Raw genomic sequence first — 15732 nt, forward strand, 5'->3', positions numbered from 1 at the left:
CCGGCGGACCGGCTCCCGACCGCTCACCTCAGACCTCTTCGACCGAGCTCGGCTCGCGCCGGGACAGGTCGATGCCCAGCTCCTCCGCGGCCCGGAACACCTCGTCGTCGGTCTCGCGCATCTCCAGGGCCACACCGTCGCTGGAGAGCACCTCGACGTTGAGGCACAGCGACTGCAGCTCCTTGAGGAGCACCTTGAACGACTCCGGGATGCCCGGCTCGGGGATGTTCTCGCCCTTGACGATCGCCTCGTAGACCTTCACCCGGCCGAGGACGTCGTCGGACTTGATCGTCAGTAGCTCCTGCAGGGCGTAGGCGGCGCCGTACGCCTGCATCGCCCAGCACTCCATCTCACCGAAGCGCTGGCCACCGAACTGCGCCTTACCACCCAGCGGCTGCTGGGTGATCATCGAGTACGGGCCGGTCGACCGGGCGTGGATCTTGTCGTCGACCAGGTGGTTGAGCTTCAGGATGTAGATGTAGCCGACCGCGATCGGGTCCGGCAGCGGCTCGCCGGAGCGACCGTCGAACAGCTGCGCCTTGCCGCTGGAGCCGATCAGCTGCTTGCCGTCCCGGTTGGGCAGGGTCGACGCGAGCAGACCGGAGATCTCCGCCTCGCGGGCACCGTCGAAGACCGGGGTGGCCACGTTGGTGTCCGGCTCGGACTCGTGGGCGTCGATCGAGCGCAGGGCCTTCTTCCAGTCCGCGTCGTCGCCGTCCACGCTCCAGCCGGTCTTGGCGACCCAACCGAGGTGGGTCTCCAGCACCTGCCCGATGTTCATCCGGCTCGGCACACCCAGCGGGTTGAGCACGATGTCGACCGGGGTGCCGTCCTCCAGGAACGGCATGTCCTCGATCGGCAGGATCTTGGAGATGACGCCCTTGTTACCGTGCCGGCCGGCGAGCTTGTCGCCGTCCTGGATCTTCCGCTTCTGGGCGACGTAGACCCGGACCAGCTCGTTGACGCCCGGCGGCAGCTCGTCGCCGTCCTCGCGGGAGAAGGTACGCACGCCGATGACCGTGCCGGTCTCACCGTGCGGCACCTTCAGCGAGGTGTCCCGGACCTCGCGCGCCTTCTCGCCGAAGATCGCGCGGAGCAGCCGCTCCTCCGGGGTCAGCTCGGTCTCGCCCTTGGGCGTGACCTTGCCGACCAGGATGTCGCCCGGGACGACCTCGGCGCCGATCCGGATGATCCCGCGCTCGTCCAGGTCGGCGAGCATCTCCTCGCTGACGTTCGGGATGTCGCGGGTGATCTCCTCCGGGCCGAGCTTGGTGTCTCGCGCGTCGACCTCGTGCTCCTCGATGTGGATCGAGGTGAGCACGTCCTGCTGCACGAGGCGCTGCGACAGGATGATCGCGTCCTCGTAGTTGTGGCCCTCCCAGGTCATGAACGCCACGAGCAGGTTGCGCCCGAGCGCCATCTCGCCCTCGTCGGTGCACGGACCGTCGGCGATGACCTGGCCGGCCTCGACGCGGTCGCCCTCGAAGACGACCGGCTTCTGGTTGACGCAGGAGCCGGCGTTGGAGCGGCGGAACTTGTGCAGCAGGTACGTCCGGCGGTGGCCGTCGTCCTGGTGGACGGTGATGTAGTCCGCGCAGAGGTCCTCGATCACACCGCCGACCTCGGCGACGACGACGTCGCCGGCGTCCACGGCCGCGCGGTACTCCATGCCCGTACCGACCAGCGGCGACTCGGCCTTGACCAGTGGCACCGCCTGGCGCTGCATGTTCGCGCCCATGAGCGCGCGGTTGGCGTCGTCGTGCTCGAGGAACGGGATCATCGCGGTCGCGACAGAGACCATCTGCCGCGGCGAGACGTCCATGTAGTCCACGGCCTCCGGCGGCACGTCCTCGGTCTCACCGCCCTTACGGCGGACCAGGACGCGGTCCTCGGCGAACGACCCGTCGGACTTCAGCGGGGCGTTGGCCTGCGCCTTGACGAACCGGTCCTCCTCGTCCGCGGTCAGGTAGTCCATCTGGTCGGTGACCCGACCGTTGACGACCTTCCGGTACGGCGTCTCGATGAAGCCGAACGGGTTGACCCGGGCGAAGGTGGACAGCGCGCCGATCAGACCGATGTTCGGGCCTTCCGGCGTCTCGATCGGGCACATCCGGCCGTAGTGGGACGGGTGCACATCGCGGACCTCGAAGCCGGCCCGCTCCCGGGACAGACCACCCGGGCCGAGCGCGCTCAGCCGGCGCCGGTGGGTCAGGCCCGCCAGCGGGTTGGTCTGGTCCATGAACTGGGACAGCTGCGAGGTGCCGAAGAACTCCTTGATCGCCGCCACCACCGGGCGGATGTTGATCAGGGTCTGCGGCGTGATCGCCTCGACGTCCTGGGTGGTCATCCGCTCGCGGACGACCCGCTCCATGCGGGAGAGGCCGACCCGGACCTGGTTCTGGATCAGCTCACCCACGGTGCGCAGGCGGCGGTTGCCGAAGTGGTCGATGTCGTCGGCCTCGTAGCCCTCCTCACCGGCGTGCAGCCGGCAGAGGTACTCCACGGTGGCGACGATGTCGTCCTCGGTCAGCGTGCCGGTGGTGATCGGCACGTCCAGCTCGAGCTTCTTGTTGAACTTGTACCGACCGACCTTGGCGACGTCGTACCGCTTCGGGTTGAAGAAGAGGTTGTCCAGCAGGGTCTGGGCGTTCTCGCGCGTCGGCGGCTCGCCGGGGCGGAGCTTCCGGTAGATGTCGAGCAGCGCCTCGTCCTGGCCGGCGATGTGGTCCTTCTCGAGCGTGGTCATCATCAGCTCAGACCAGCCGAACTTCTCGCGGATCCGGTCCGCGGACCACCCGATGGCCTTGAGCAGGACGGTGACGGCCTGCCGGCGCTTGCGGTCGATGCGGACGCCGACCGTGTCGCGCTTGTCGATGTCGAACTCCAGCCAGGCACCCCGGCTCGGGATGACCTTGACGCTGGAGAGGTCGCGGTCGGAGGTCTTGTCCGGCTGCTTGTCGAAGTAGACGCCCGGGGACCGGACGAGCTGGCTGACCACGACGCGCTCGGTGCCGTTGATGATGAAGGTGCCCTTCGGCGTCATCATCGGGAAGTCACCCATGAACACCGTCTGGCTCTTGATCTCGCCGGTGGTGTTGTTGGTGAACTCCGCGGTCACGAACAGCGGGGCGCAGTAGGTCAGGTCCTTCTCCTTGCACTCCTCGATCGAGGCCTTGACCTCGTCGAAGCGCGGCGCCGAGAAGGAGAGTGACATGGTGCCGGAGAAGTCCTCAATGGGACTGATCTCGTCGAGGATCTCCGCGAGACCCGAGCGTGCGTGCGGGTCGTTCGCCGACCGGCCCTGCCAAGCCTCGTTGCCGACCAGCCAGTCGAAGGACTCGTTCTGGATGGCGAGGAGGTTGGGGACCTCAAGATGTTCGGTGATCCTGCCGAAAGAAACTCGGCGGGGAGCGAAAGCGCTCGACGTACGACTGGTCTTCGCAGGGCGGGAAGCTGCCAAGATGCGTCCTTCCGAGGACCGGTGCTGCAGAACGGCTGGTATGCGTGCACTCCAATGACCCCACCAGAAATATCCGCAAACGGACATTTCCGAGCAGGGGTCAAGTCGGAAGGCAGCGCAAACTAGCAGTGTAGCCGAGAGGCTAACCGCTGTCCAGCCCACCCCGCAGGTCGTCGCGGAACTTGCCTCGGGACCCTGGAAAACCGGGTCTCACCGGGCCGCTCGGAACGCGACGTTCCCGCCGGGTCGCTCGGGTACCGCGGTGCTGGTGCTACCGCTGCCATACCCAAGTGGTGGCCGTTGCAAGCGCGGAAGGTCTTGCTGGTGTCAGCGTGCCTGGCAGGCCGGGGCCGCGTCAAGGGCCGGTTACCGGTCGGGGTGTCTTTCCCACCGACGGGCTACCACCGGGCACCGCTGGATAGCCGTACGAGGGACGCTGGACGCCCTGCTCACGCCGCTGCCGCCGGGTAGCCACCAACCACAGCGGGCGGTGATCCGTTCCCGGATCACCGCCCGCCGCGACGCGGTGTGCCCCGGCTCACGTGAGCCAGACGCGCGCTGGTCGTACCTCAGGTCACTTGACGGTGACCTTGGCGCCCTCGCCCTCGAGCTTGGCCTTGGCCTTGTCGGCGGTCTCCTTGTTGACCTTCTCCAGGACCGCCTTCGGCGCGGCCTCGACCAGGTCCTTGGCCTCCTTCAGGCCCAGGCCGGTCAGCTCACGCACGACCTTGATGACCTGGATCTTCTTGCCACCGTCGGCGTCGAGGACGACGTCGAACTCGTCCTTCTCCGGCTCGGCCTCGGCCGGAGCGGCACCCGGGGCGGCGGCGGCCACGGCGACCGGGGCGGCGGCGGTGACCTCGAAGGTCTCCTCGAACTGCTTCACGAACTCGGAGAGCTCGATCAGCGTCATCTCCTTGAACGCGTCGAGCAGCTCTTCGGTGCTGAGCTTCGCCATGTCTGGCGTCCTTTCCTGAATGTCTTAACTAAGAACGTGGGTGCGCCGGGAGGCCTCAGGCCGCCTCGGCGCCTTCCTTCTCGCGCTTGTCCGCCAGGGCGGCCGCCGCACGGGCGGCCTTGGAGAGCGGAGCCTGGAACAGGGCCGCGGCCTTGCTCAGGTTGCCCTTCATCGCGCCGGCCAGCTTGGCCAGCAGCACCTCACGGGACTCCAGGTCGGCGAGCTTCGTGACCTCGGCCGCGGAAATGGCCTTGCCCTCGAAGACACCGCCCTTGATGACGAGCTTCGGGTTGGCCTTCGCGAAGTCGCGAAGCCCCTTCGCCGCCTCGACGACGTCGCCCGAAACGAAAGTCAGCGCGGTAGGACCGGTGAACAGCTCGTCGAGGCCGGAGATGCCCGCGTCGACCGCGGCACGCTTGGCCAGCGTGTTCTTGGCGACGGCGTAGGTGGTCTCCTTGCCGAGCGAGCGCCGCAGCTGGGTGAGCTGGGAAACCGTCAGACCGCGGTACTCGGTCAGCACCGTAGCGCCCGCGTTACGGAAGCTCTCGGTCAGCTCAGCGACGGCCGTGGCCTTGTCGGCCCGGATCGGCTTGTCCGCCATGTCCCTCCTCTCTCGTTGCTCGGAGCTGGTCGCCGTCGGCGAGCGGGATGCTCCTCGACGGCGCCGGAGGCAACACGACAACGAGAAAAGCCCCGGCGCAGGGCGCACGGGGCGAGGGCCGGCGATATGAGCAATGGTCGGCGGACCACGTTCACAGCCGATTTTCGCTTGCCGCCCTGCGCGGGTCGCCCGTCATCGCGGGACCTTCGACCGTGCCGGGGCACGGTGACCAGCGGTCTCTGGGTGGAACTACGCCAGAAGGTTACGCGAGGGGTCCCGGTTCCGCCAAATCGCCCCCTCGTGCCGCCAGTCACCCTCACCCGATTTCATGATCGACTCCGGTTGCGGCACGTCGTGCCGTCGACGGGCCGGGTAGGGCCGGTGTGCCGCATGCCGCGAGCCCGCGACAGCGGACAGACGAACGGGGCCCCACCACTGTCGTGGCGGGGCCCCGTTGCGGGAGCCATGCTAGGCCTCGGCCGGGGCCTCCTGCAGGTTCTTCACCAGCTTCGGGTCGACCGGGACGCCCGGGCCCATGGTGGTGGTGAGGGTGACCTTCTTGAGGTACGTGCCCTTCGCCGCGGACGGCTTGGCGCGGAGCACCTCGTCCAGCACCGCAGCGTAGTTGTCGACCAGCTGAGCCTCGGTGAACGAGGCCTTGCCGATGATCAGGTGCAGGTTGGAGTGCTTGTCCACCCGGAAGGTGATCTTACCGCCCTTGATGTCCGAGACGGCCTTGGTGACGTCCATGGTCACCGTGCCGGTCTTCGGGTTCGGCATCAGGCCGCGCGGGCCCAGGATCCGCGCGATCCGGCCGATCTTGGCCATCTGGTCCGGGGTGGCGATCGCCGCGTCGAAGTCCAGCCAACCGCCCTGGATACGGGCGACCAGCTCGTCGGTGCCCACCTCGTCCGCGCCCGCTGCCGTGGCCTCCTCCGCCTTCGCGCCGGCGGCGAAGACGATCACGCGGGCGGTCTTACCGGTGCCGTGCGGCAGGTTGACCGTGCCGCGGACCATCTGGTCCGCCTTGCGGGGGTCGACGCCGAGGCGCATCGCGACCTCGACCGTGGCGTCGAACTTGACGTTGGTGGTCTCCTTGGCCAGCTTGACGGCCTCGGCGGGGGCGTACAGCTTCGACCGGTCGATGACCTCGGCGGCCTTGCGGTAGTTCTTGCTGCGCTGCATGTCTGGTTACTCCTGTGGTCTATGGCGGGCCGCGGTCACCGCGCGCCCTCCCACGAACTGATCCGGCGGGTGGTGGCTGACGTCAGTCGGCGACGTTCAGGCCCATCGACCGGGCGGTGCCGGCGATGATCTTCTCAGCCTGGTCGAGGTCGTTGGCGTTGAGGTCGGCCATCTTCTTCTCGGCGATCTCGCGCAGCTGGGCGCGAGTCACGGTGCCGACCTTCTCCTTGTGCGGGACGCCCGAGCCCTTCTGCACACCGGCGGCCTTGATCAGCAGCCGGGCGGCGGGCGGGGTCTTCAGCACGAAGGTGAAGGTCCGGTCCTCGTACACGCTGATCTCGGCGGGGACGATGTCGCCCCGCTGGGACTCGGTCTGCGCGTTGTAGGACTTGCAGAACTCCATGATGTTCACGCCGTGCTGGCCGAGCGCGGGGCCGACCGGCGGCGCCGGGGTGGCCTGGCCCGCCGGCAGCTGAAGCGTGAACGTCTTGACGAGCTTCTTCTTCGGAGGCATGTCTCTTCCTGGGGCTTGAAACTGGGAAAGTGCCGGCCGCGGGCGCGCACGGTCAGCGCGATGCGACGACGGCGACGTTCTAGGGTAGCGCAGCCGTCCGCCGCCCCCTCCGCCGAGGTCCGGCGGGACGGCGAAACGACACGCCGGCGGCGGGCTGGGAGCCCACCGCCGGCGTGACCGTACGTCAGATCTTGGCGACCTGGTTGAAGTTGAGCTCGACCGGCGTCTCCCGGCCGAAGATCGACACCAGGACCTTGAGCTTCTGCTGGTCGGCGTTGATCTCGCTGATCGTGGCCGGCAGCGAGGCGAAGGCGCCGTCGGTGACGGTGACCGAGTCGCCGACCTCGAAGTCGAGGACCTTGACCTCGGGCTTGGCCTTCTTCTCCACCGCCTCGACCGCCGGGGCCAGCCACTTCAGCACCTCGTCGAGGGAGAGCGGGGCCGGGCGGTCAGCCCGGTCGGTCGCCCCCACGAAGCCGGTGACCCCCGGGGTGTTGCGGACGCAGGAGTAGGACTCGGCGGTCAGCTCCATCCGGACCAGGATGTAGCCCGGGAAGACCTTCGCCTGAACCTGGGACCGCTTGCCGTTCTTGACCTCGACCTCTTCCCGGGTCGGCACCTCGACCTGGTAGATGAAGTCCTCCATGTCGAGGGAGGTGATCCGGGTCTCGAGGTTGGTCTTGACCTTGTTCTCGTAGCCGGCGTACGAGTGCACCACGTACCAGTCGCCCGGGGCGTAGCGCAGCTTCTGGCGCAGCTCGGCGACCGGGTCGTACTCCTCTTCCGCCGCGGGCTCGGTCGTCGCGAATTGCTGCTCGCTGGCGGCCTCGACCGACTCCTGGTTGGCCGCCGTCGCCACCGTGGACTGCTCGTCCGAGGTCTCGGCGGTCTCGTCGTACTCAGGCACGCTCGCTCACTTCCGTCACTATCGCTCAGTAGCCGGTCAGCTGGGGTTGCCGAAGACCCACAGCACCGCCTTCGCGAAGCCGTAGTCCAGGCCGGCCACGATCGCCAGCATCACCGCCACGAAGGTAACCACCACCGCCGTATAGGTCAGCAGCTCCTTGCGGGTCGGCCAGATGACCTTACGCAGTTCGGCGACCACCTCGCGGAAGAACCGCGCAATGCGGGCGAACAGCCCCACCCGGTCGGTTTCCTTCCGGGTCTTCGGCTTGTCGGCCGACTCGGCCCGGGCCCGCGCACGGGTCGCGGTGCCACCCCGGGAGACCGGCTCGTCCGCGCCGGTGGCGTCGTCGCCGGCCACGTCGTCGACGACCTCGTCATTCAGACGCTCGTCGTCGGCGTCCTCGCGGCGCCGCTTGCTCTCGGCCACTTCGCCCTCCGTGCGGGATATCGGGTCGCACGCCGATCGGCGTGCGCGGCGTGTGATCACGCCAGCCGGACCAACCGTCCCGCGACGGGCCGCGGCCGGCGGACCCACCGGGAGGGCCCCGATGCCTCGGAACCACCCCGCCGGTGCCACCACCACGGGCCGAGCGCCGCCGTTGGGCGGCGCGACCCACGGGAACGGTCAGGCCTGAGGCGCAGGGGTGACAGGACTTGAACCTGCAGCCTGCGGTTTTGGAGACCGCTGCTCTGCCAATTGAGCTACACCCCTGTGCGGCAACTCTCACCCCGCTCGACCAGGCACGGCCGGGCAGGGGTCACTTGCCCCACGGCGGACCAGTGTACGGGTAGTCGTACGACTTTCCCAACCGGTCTGCCCCTCGCGCGTCGGAGCGCCCGTCAGCGGGGCGTCCGGATGGTCGCCCGGGCCTGTGAGAGCACCTTCTCCCCCAGGCAGGTCGCGGTCACGTCCAGCCTGGTCAGGCCATCCTCGGTGAGCTCCTTGACCACCGCGCTGACCTCGATCTCGGTGCCCTGGTCGTCGTCCGGGACCGCCACCGGCCGGGTGAACCGGACGCCGAAGTCGACCACCGCGTCGGGCGCCCCGGCCCACCTGGTGACCGCCCGGCCGACCAGGGCCATGGTGAACATCCCGTGGGCGATGACCCCGGGCAGACCCACCTTGGTGGCGATCCGGTCGCTCCAGTGGATCGGGTTGAAGTCGCCCGAGGCGCCGGCGTAGCGGACCAGGTCCGCGCGGGTCACCCGGAACGTCTGGGTGGGCAGCTCCATGTCAGGCCTCCCCGCGTACGACGATCTTGGACCAGACGGCGACCACCGGCTCGCCGGCGGCGGTGCTGACGTCGGTGCGGGTGGTCAGGAAACCGTGCCCGCCCCGACTGGTGATCTCCTCGATGGTGTTGACGCAGACCAGCTCGTCACCGGCCACCACCGGCCGGGTGTACGCGAAGCGCTGGTCGCCGTGGACCACCCGGCTGTAGTCCACGCCGAGAACCGGGTCCTCGATGATCTGCCGACTGGCGGCCATGGTGACCACCACGGGGAAGGTCGGCGGGGCCACCACGTCGGGGTGCCCGAGCGCGCGGGCGGCCTCGGGGTCGTGGTGGGCCGGATCGGTGGCGCCGATGGCGGTGGCGAACTCGCGGATCTTTTCTCGGCCCACCTGGTAGGGGGCGGTCGGCGGATAGGTCCGGCCGACGAAGGACGGGTCCAGGGACATGCGGCGAACCTACACGGAAAACACGAACGCCGATCCGTACGGGTTGGCGGCTTGGGGCCGCCGTCCGCGCGAATCGGCGTTCGGAGGTGCTGCGGGACCGGGCCGGCTCGGCCGGCCGTGGGTCAGCGGGTCTCGCGGTGGAGCGTGTGCTTGCCGTCCCGGGGGCAGAACTTCTTCAGCTCGATGCGGTCCGGGTCGTTGCGGCGGTTCTTGCGCGTGATGTAGTTGCGCTCCTTGCACTCCACACACGCCAAAGTGATCTTCGGCCGGACATCGGTCGCCTTCGCCACGGCGGAGTGCCTTCCTCGCTAACGGAACAACTACGGGCGCATCAGCCTACGCGCTGACAACGCGGACATGCAAAGTGGGCGCCTGTGGCGCCCATCCCACCGGCCACCGGGAGCGAGCCCGGAGGACGAGTAGCGGTGGCCGGACTTGAACCGGCGACACAGCGATTATGAGCCGCTTGCTCTGCCATCTGAGCTACACCGCCGTGGTGGGTCCAGCCGGACCCGTTGAGCCCCCTTACGGAATCGAACCGTAGACCTTCTCCTTACCATGGAGACGCTCTGCCGACTGAGCTAAGGGGGCCTGCGCGATCTCTCGTGGGGCGCGCAGAGGTAAGAGTACACGGCGCGGCCCTGGAGGTGAAATCGGATCCCCCCGTGCCGGGCGTGACCTCTATTTTACCAGCTCAGAGCAGGGTCACGGAGCGTTTACCAGCTCAGAGCAGGGTCACGGAGCGGTCGGGCACGATCCGCAGCCGGGGCGCCTCCGCGCCCGCCGCCGGCTCGGACTCCACCTGGGCGCCGAACCACGCCTCCAGCCGCTCGTACGGCAGGGGCCGGCTGAACAGGAACCCCTGACCGATCTCGCACCCGATGTCCTGGAGCAGTTCGAGGGTCAGCTCGCTCTCCACGCCCTCGGCCACCACCGCCAGACCGAACTGCTGGGAGAGCGTGACCACCGCGTTGACGATCGCCAGATCGCCGGGATCGGTCGCCATGCCCTGCACGAACGAGCGGTCCACCTTCACCTCGTGCACCGGCAGCCGGCGCAGGTAGGCCAGGGACGAGGACCCGGTGCCGAAGTCGTCCACCGAGAGCCGTACGCCGAGGTCGCGCAGCCGGCGCAGGGTCGGTACCGGCCGGTCGGTGCCGTCCAGCACCCCGGCCTCCCGGATCTCGAAGGTGAGCCGCTGCGGCGGCACGCCGTACTCGTCGAGCAGCTCGCGTACCCGGTCCGGGAAGCGGGGGTCGGTGAGCGTACGCGCGGAGAGGTTGACCGCGACGGCGAGCGGCTGCTCGGCGTGGGCCCAGTCCCGGCTGCGCCGGAGCCCCTCCCGGAGCACCACCTCGGTGAGCCGGCCGAGCTGGCCGGTGTGCTCGGCCACCGCGACGAAGTCCTCCGGGGCGACCGTGCCGTGCGTGGGGTGCTCCCAGCGGGCCAGGCACTCGACTCCGAGCAGCCGCCGGTCCCGCAGCGTCACCTTGGGCTGGAAGTAGACCTCCAGCTCGCCCTCGTCGAGGGCGCGGCGCAGGTCGCCGGCGAGCCCGAGGCGGCGCAGCGAGCGGGACTCCAGCGCCGGGTTGAACAGCTGCACGCTGCCGGGGACCGACTTGGCCGCCGTCGCGGCCAGGTCCACCCGTTGCAGCAGGGTCGCGGCATCGCTGCCGTGATCAGGGTGTACGGCCACCCCGACGGCGGTGTCCACGTCCAGGGTGAGTGCGTCGAAGACCATCTCGTCGCGGATCTGCTCACGCAGCTGCGTGGCCAACTCCACGGCCGCCTCGGCGTTCTCCAGCCGCAGGGTCACCAGGAACTCGTCGCCCCCGGCCCGGCCCACGAGCGCGGACGACGGGGCGCAGGCGCGCAGCCGCTCGGCGACCTCGACGAGGACCTTGTCCCCCGCGGCATGCCCGAGCGACTCGTTGACCTGCCGCAGGCGGTCCACGTCGAAGAGCAGCACGGCGACCACCTCGCCGGGCGCCCGGATCTTCACCGCCTCGTCGAGCGCGCCGGTGATCCGCCGCCGGTTCGGCAGCTTGGTCAGCGCGTCGTGGTACGCGTCGTGCCGCAGCCGGTCGACCAGCCGCGAATTTTCCAAGGCGACGGCGGCGTGCGCGGCCACGGTTTCCAGGACCGGGACGTCGTCGGGGGTGAAGAATCCGATGCCGCCGAGCCGATTGGCTACCTCGAGGGTGCCGATCACCGCCTGGCCGGACCGGAGCGGGACGATGATCACGTCCTTTGCCGACGCCTCCCGGAGGATCGCGAGCTGCTCCTTGTCCCCGCCCAACCGGGCACCGAGGGCGATCGTCTTGCGCTGCGCGATGGCCCCTTCCCGCAGGGTTCCGGGAATCTTGGAGAAGTCGAGCAGGCCGTGCCCCTCGACGCTGGCGGTGAGCAGGACCTCGGGATGCCGACCCTGGGCCGGCAGCCAGAGGGTGGCGTACTCGGCCTGCATGAGGGCGCGCACCCGGCCGAGCAGGGCGTCGGGCAGCGTTGCGTCCTGGCCGCTCTGCGTCATCGCCCGGGTCAGCTCGTAGATGTCGGCCACGGTGCGGTGCTGCCGGAGGAACTGGGCGTACGCGCGGTAGACCATCGCGACCGTCAGCGCCAACGCGCCTAGCAGCAACAGCGACCAGCGGGTGCTTGCCACCGCGATGAGGATGATCAGGCCCACGGTCACGTTGACCGCGGCGGCCAGCAGCGGCACCCCGGCCGTCTTGACGACCTCCCTGCCCGCCTGCCAGCCCTGCAGAAGGGTGATGACGCCGACCACGGCCGCCAGGGTGACGAGCGTGACGGTGCTCACCGCGGCGAAAAGGACCCCCCAGGCGCCGGGGCCGACTCCCCCTCGGATCGGCGGTAGCGCAAGCAGGACCAGACCGGCGAGCGAGGTCGCGGCGGCGGAGCGGGCGACGTTGAAGGCGAACTTGGCGGGCCCCAGCCTTCGACGGATCTGGGTGATGAGAGCCGCGAGGGTCGCCAGCAGGACGACGGTCAGCGGCGGTAGGTGGTAGAGCGCCAGGACCAGCGGGATTTCGGTGATGGTCGCGGAGATGGCCTGTCGACGCACCACGAAGGTCAGCACTGGGAGGTGCGCGGCCACGAGGGCGACGAGCAACAGAAGGGCGATCCCCCAGTCAGTGTGGGGTTCCCGGGAGGCGATGCCGAGGAAGGTCGAACAGATGACGGCCAGCAAGGCCAACGGGCCAGTGATCAGCCAGGCGTTGTCCGTGGCTCGTCGGGCCACGCCCGTACGACTTGCCATCAAGCTCCCTCATCATTACGGAGAGTGAGCTCCATTCTCACGCCCGAACCCTGCACGTCAGGGCTTCCGGGGGAGCGCCCGGAAAGACTCACGTCCGCGGGCGGCTTAGGTCCACTCAAATTCAAGAGTGGTCGCATCGCCGGTGGGCTGGACGCCGGCGACGGTGGCGGCTCCCCCGAAGAGGGCAACCAGCACGAGGGTCAAAGCGAGCAGCCGACCCAGCTTTTGAGTAGGCATCTGTGGGGCTCCTGTCGGCGAAACGGGCAGCACGGGGGGCGCGAAGATTCCATGATGGTGCCACAAGCGCCGAGGGCAGCAAAGACCTTGGCGCGTGGCTCCGCCGGGACGCGGACAAGTCCGACCGATCGGCAGGAGGCCCTGCCTGGCGGGGTGATACCCCCACCGCCCTGTCCGCCATGCGTTGGTTCACTTGGCGAACACTCGGACTTTCGGTGTCAGTGGCTGATTTTCTCTTGAGTGCCCCCGAAGCCACGAATCTGGCAGGTCGCCCCTGCCCTGCCTCTTTGCCCGCCCTGACTATCAGAACGACCCGACCCCGCGCTACCCCTGTCTCGAAGAATCTGCGCTTCGCGCCGTAACGGAGAGTCGCCGACCGGACGCCGTCGCCACGACCCCGCCGGCATGCCCGCGCTACGTGTCCCTGACGGCCAGAAGTCGGAGGTCACACAGCCGGCGGGCAAGCGGTGAGGCGGCAATCTCGGGTGGGAGGCGCCCGCATCTCGTCGTGTTACCGCCGGCGTCGCCGGAGGACGGAGGCGCCGATGGCGGCGGCCGCGACGGCGACCGCGATGAGCAAGATCCATAGGAGGTTGGTCACGGTTGCGTTGTCGCTGCCGGTCGGGCGGTGAATGGCGTTGGGCGCGGCCGAGCTGGGGGCGGCAGCAGCGCTGGTCGGGGTCGGTGACGCGCTGGTCGGTACCGGGGTGGCTGGTTTGAGTTTGAGCACCGGGGCTGGGTTGGCGGGCGCGGGCTTGCCGGCTTCGGGGATTTCGATCCAACGGTCCACCCTGCCGTCGCCGTAGGTTTCCAGGGTCTTGAACGGCAGCTCGGTGGCGTCGGACGGCAACTGCGCGACCGTGACGGCGAACACGGCGTCCTGGCCAACCCTCAGCGCGGGCCCGGCCACCGTGAACCCGTCAGGATTGTGGGACAACCTCCAGCCGAAGGGCGCCTTGGCCAGTCGCACCTGTTCGGGGGTGATCGCGGGTGGGAGAACCACTCGTTCCGAATTGATGCCAGCGCGGTTGGACTCGGCCTCGCCGGTGAAGGTGAGGGTCACGTCACGGGCTCCAGCCTGAGGCTTGTCGGCGTTGACCTGTACGTGGGCGAGGGCGGGTGCGGCGAGCACGACGGTAGCGACACCGGCCACGGCGGCCAGAGCGACACGAGCGGGACGAGCTGGCCCTGCGATACCCACGCGGACCTCCTCTACGACATGGGCGAACCCTGGGCCGCAGCCGGTAAACAATGCCAAGCAGCTGTCGGTGAGTCGCTTCCCCTGGTACGGCTAGTTCCGGCCGTCCTGCCAAATTTACCCCGATTGCACTAAAACCTTTCGTTTGGTGGGAAAACCTGCCTGCCTCAGGCAGGTGCCCAGCTAGCCGAGGCTTCCCGGCGGTTCGGGGTGCTTGCGGTAGGCCATCCCTGGCTACGAGGCGAGCGTGCGGTAGTACTGGATCTTCGTACGCTGGCGCGGCGGCTACGTCATCGGCTACCCCGACACTGACTACGTCGATGACGCAGCCCCATCCCGCTGTGCCGGTAAACAGCCACGACGACGCCGAGGAAACGCGCTGGTCGCCCAACGTGCGGGTGTGGGCTGTCCGCCCACGCGGGGGCAAGCGCCGCCCTCTGACTCAATTCTCTTTGCGTGGCAGGCCCCCGAGCGCCTAGCGTTGCTTTCCTCCTGGGCACGGAAGATGTGGCCCTGTCTGCGGCTTTGAGTCATCAGATCGGAGGTGCGGAGCCGAATGACTTGTCACCTCGTCGCGCTCTGCTTCGATGCGAACGACCCGCTCCGTCTCGCGCGCTTCTGGGCCGGCGTCCTGAGCTGGGAGATGGCCGACGACCCCCAGGACGGCATTGCGCTCCTGCCGAGCGATGACACCGGGTTCCGGCTCCGATTTCTTCCGACGCAGGATGAGAAGGCCGGCCAGAACCAGATGCACTTCGATCTGACGAGCACGTCCCTCGAGGGCCAGCATCAGACGGTGGCGAGGTCGCTCGGACTCGGCGCCCGGCACATAGACATTGGCCAACGCCCGGAAGAGGGCCATGTGGTGCTCGCCGACCCCGAAGGCAATGAGTTCTGTGTCATCGAGCCGGGCAACAACTTCCTTGCTGACTGCGGATTTATCGGAGCGCTTGCGTGCGACGGTTCGCAGGACGTCGGGTACTTCTGGAGCGAAGCGCTGGGCTGGCCGTTGGTCTGGGACCAGAACCAAGAGACCGCGATCCGCTCGCCGCACGGCGGTCCGAAGATCACGTGGGGTGGTCCGCCATTGATGCCGAAGACCGGAAAGAATCGGCTGCATTTCGACCTCGCTCCACCCGTCCACGGTGATCAGCAAGCGGAGGTCGACCGTCTCGTCTCCCTCGGGGCGACTCGCATCGACATCGGCCAGGGCGAGGTCAGCTGGGTGGTCATGGCCGATCCCGATGGCCATGAGTTCTGTGTGTTGACCCCGCGATAGCGCGACCGCTCACGCCCCAGTCCGTCTCCAGGCCGCCAGAGCTCAGCGATGACCAACGATGACCAACGAAGATCAACCTTGCCCAGCTCACGCCCGGTGACGGACTGCCAGAGCAGGGGCAGCCGGCGACCTCTACCTTGAAGCGAGTCCGACCTTGGCCGGGGACGTTGGCAGCTCGGATTCCTCGGTCTGCTCGGCGGCCCCTGGGACGTGGGTGAGTCCGGGCGGGGTCCGCTCGGTCAGTGCGTGCTTCCGCCCCGCCCGGGCCCGCACCTCGTCTAGCGCTTGGCGCAGGGGGGGTTGGCGTTGTTGCGTACCTCTAGCACCGTGTTCGAGAAGGCGGTGTTTGCCTTGCCCGTCGCCGGATGCCCAACTGCCTGGGAACCCGGAGCCGAGCAGACACCCGCGGGGACATTGGGGTCATGGATGGCGAAGG

General features: G+C 68.7%; 14 protein-coding genes and 3 tRNA genes. 1 reads left to right on the forward strand and 16 read right to left on the reverse strand.

Annotation, left to right across the window (positions count from 1 at the left end):
* Positions 1 to 28 precede the first annotated feature (28 nt).
* From rpoB to GA0070624_RS00720, 16 genes are all read right to left on the reverse strand, one after another.
* Positions 29 to 3460: a DNA-directed RNA polymerase subunit beta gene (gene rpoB, locus GA0070624_RS00650; protein WP_091335666.1), complete on the reverse strand. Its 3432-nt coding sequence runs from the start codon at positions 3458 to 3460 to the stop codon at positions 29 to 31.
* Between the two features lie 574 nt (positions 3461 to 4034).
* Positions 4035 to 4418, reverse strand: a complete 384-nt coding sequence (gene rplL, locus GA0070624_RS00655) for a 50S ribosomal protein L7/L12 (protein ID WP_091335668.1) — start codon at positions 4416 to 4418, stop codon at positions 4035 to 4037.
* Between the two features lie 55 nt (positions 4419 to 4473).
* Positions 4474 to 5019 carry a 50S ribosomal protein L10 gene (rplJ, locus tag GA0070624_RS00660; protein ID WP_091335670.1) on the reverse strand — a complete coding sequence of 182 codons (546 nt, stop codon included), beginning with the start codon at positions 5017 to 5019 and terminating at the stop codon, positions 4474 to 4476.
* Positions 5020 to 5487: 468 nt separating this feature from the next.
* On the reverse strand, positions 5488 to 6204 hold the full coding sequence (gene rplA / locus GA0070624_RS00665; RefSeq protein ID WP_091335672.1) for a 50S ribosomal protein L1: 717 nt from the start codon (positions 6202 to 6204) through the stop codon (positions 5488 to 5490).
* Between the two features lie 82 nt (positions 6205 to 6286).
* Positions 6287 to 6718, reverse strand: a complete 432-nt coding sequence (rplK, locus tag GA0070624_RS00670; RefSeq protein WP_091335673.1) for a 50S ribosomal protein L11 — start codon at positions 6716 to 6718, stop codon at positions 6287 to 6289.
* A gap of 184 nt (positions 6719 to 6902) precedes the next feature.
* Positions 6903 to 7625 carry a transcription termination/antitermination protein NusG gene (gene nusG / locus GA0070624_RS00675; protein WP_091335675.1) on the reverse strand — a complete coding sequence of 241 codons (723 nt, stop codon included), beginning with the start codon at positions 7623 to 7625 and terminating at the stop codon, positions 6903 to 6905.
* Between the two features lie 36 nt (positions 7626 to 7661).
* Positions 7662 to 8051, reverse strand: coding sequence for a preprotein translocase subunit SecE (gene secE / locus GA0070624_RS00680; RefSeq protein WP_091335677.1), 390 nt, complete (start codon positions 8049 to 8051; stop codon positions 7662 to 7664).
* 212 nt (positions 8052 to 8263) lie between these two features.
* Positions 8264 to 8336: transfer RNA gene (locus GA0070624_RS00685), tRNA-Trp, on the reverse strand.
* Positions 8337 to 8464: 128 nt separating this feature from the next.
* Complete coding sequence (locus tag GA0070624_RS00690; protein ID WP_091335679.1) at positions 8465 to 8857, reverse strand: MaoC family dehydratase; 393 nt, start codon at positions 8855 to 8857, stop codon at positions 8465 to 8467.
* A gap of 1 nt (position 8858) precedes the next feature.
* Positions 8859 to 9305, reverse strand: a complete 447-nt coding sequence (locus GA0070624_RS00695; protein WP_091335681.1) for a MaoC family dehydratase N-terminal domain-containing protein — start codon at positions 9303 to 9305, stop codon at positions 8859 to 8861.
* Positions 9306 to 9427: 122 nt separating this feature from the next.
* Positions 9428 to 9595 (reverse strand): 50S ribosomal protein L33, encoded by a 168-nt coding sequence (gene rpmG, locus GA0070624_RS00700; RefSeq protein WP_046567246.1) that lies wholly within the window; start codon positions 9593 to 9595, stop codon positions 9428 to 9430.
* Between the two features lie 130 nt (positions 9596 to 9725).
* A tRNA-Met gene (locus tag GA0070624_RS00705) sits at positions 9726 to 9798 on the reverse strand.
* 25 nt (positions 9799 to 9823) lie between these two features.
* Positions 9824 to 9896: transfer RNA gene (locus GA0070624_RS00710), tRNA-Thr, on the reverse strand.
* Positions 9897 to 10029: 133 nt separating this feature from the next.
* Positions 10030 to 12582, reverse strand: a complete 2553-nt coding sequence (locus tag GA0070624_RS00715) for a putative bifunctional diguanylate cyclase/phosphodiesterase (RefSeq protein ID WP_091335683.1) — start codon at positions 12580 to 12582, stop codon at positions 10030 to 10032.
* Between the two features lie 105 nt (positions 12583 to 12687).
* On the reverse strand, positions 12688 to 12819 hold the full coding sequence (locus tag GA0070624_RS36305; protein ID WP_281180932.1) for a hypothetical protein: 132 nt from the start codon (positions 12817 to 12819) through the stop codon (positions 12688 to 12690).
* A gap of 511 nt (positions 12820 to 13330) precedes the next feature.
* A complete protein-coding gene (locus GA0070624_RS00720; RefSeq protein WP_245718604.1) occupies positions 13331 to 13882 on the reverse strand; it encodes a DUF1775 domain-containing protein in 552 nt (183 codons plus the stop codon).
* A 691-nt stretch (positions 13883 to 14573) separates the two neighbouring features.
* Between GA0070624_RS00720 and GA0070624_RS00725 the strand changes: the two genes are divergently transcribed.
* Positions 14574 to 15296 (forward strand): VOC family protein, encoded by a 723-nt coding sequence (locus GA0070624_RS00725; protein WP_091335686.1) that lies wholly within the window; start codon positions 14574 to 14576, stop codon positions 15294 to 15296.
* Positions 15297 to 15732: the final 436 nt, after the last annotated feature.

Source organism: Micromonospora rhizosphaerae (genome assembly GCF_900091465.1).
Taxonomy (GTDB): domain Bacteria; phylum Actinomycetota; class Actinomycetes; order Mycobacteriales; family Micromonosporaceae; genus Micromonospora; species Micromonospora rhizosphaerae.

Coding starts and splice junctions, on each gene's coding strand:
- rplK (WP_091335673.1), bottom strand. CDS start 6,718: ATGCCTCCGAAGAAGAAGCTCGTCAAGACGTTCACGCTTCAGCTGCCG.
- GA0070624_RS00695 (WP_091335681.1), bottom strand. CDS start 9,305: ATGTCCCTGGACCCGTCCTTCGTCGGCCGGACCTATCCGCCGACCGCC.
- rplJ (WP_091335670.1), bottom strand. CDS start 5,019: ATGGCGGACAAGCCGATCCGGGCCGACAAGGCCACGGCCGTCGCTGAG.
- rplL (WP_091335668.1), bottom strand. CDS start 4,418: ATGGCGAAGCTCAGCACCGAAGAGCTGCTCGACGCGTTCAAGGAGATG.
- GA0070624_RS00715 (WP_091335683.1), bottom strand. CDS start 12,582: ATGGCAAGTCGTACGGGCGTGGCCCGACGAGCCACGGACAACGCCTGG.
- GA0070624_RS00690 (WP_091335679.1), bottom strand. CDS start 8,857: ATGGAGCTGCCCACCCAGACGTTCCGGGTGACCCGCGCGGACCTGGTC.
- GA0070624_RS00725 (WP_091335686.1), top strand. CDS start 14,574: ATGACTTGTCACCTCGTCGCGCTCTGCTTCGATGCGAACGACCCGCTC.
- rplA (WP_091335672.1), bottom strand. CDS start 6,204: ATGCAGCGCAGCAAGAACTACCGCAAGGCCGCCGAGGTCATCGACCGG.
- GA0070624_RS36305 (WP_281180932.1), bottom strand. CDS start 12,819: ATGCCTACTCAAAAGCTGGGTCGGCTGCTCGCTTTGACCCTCGTGCTG.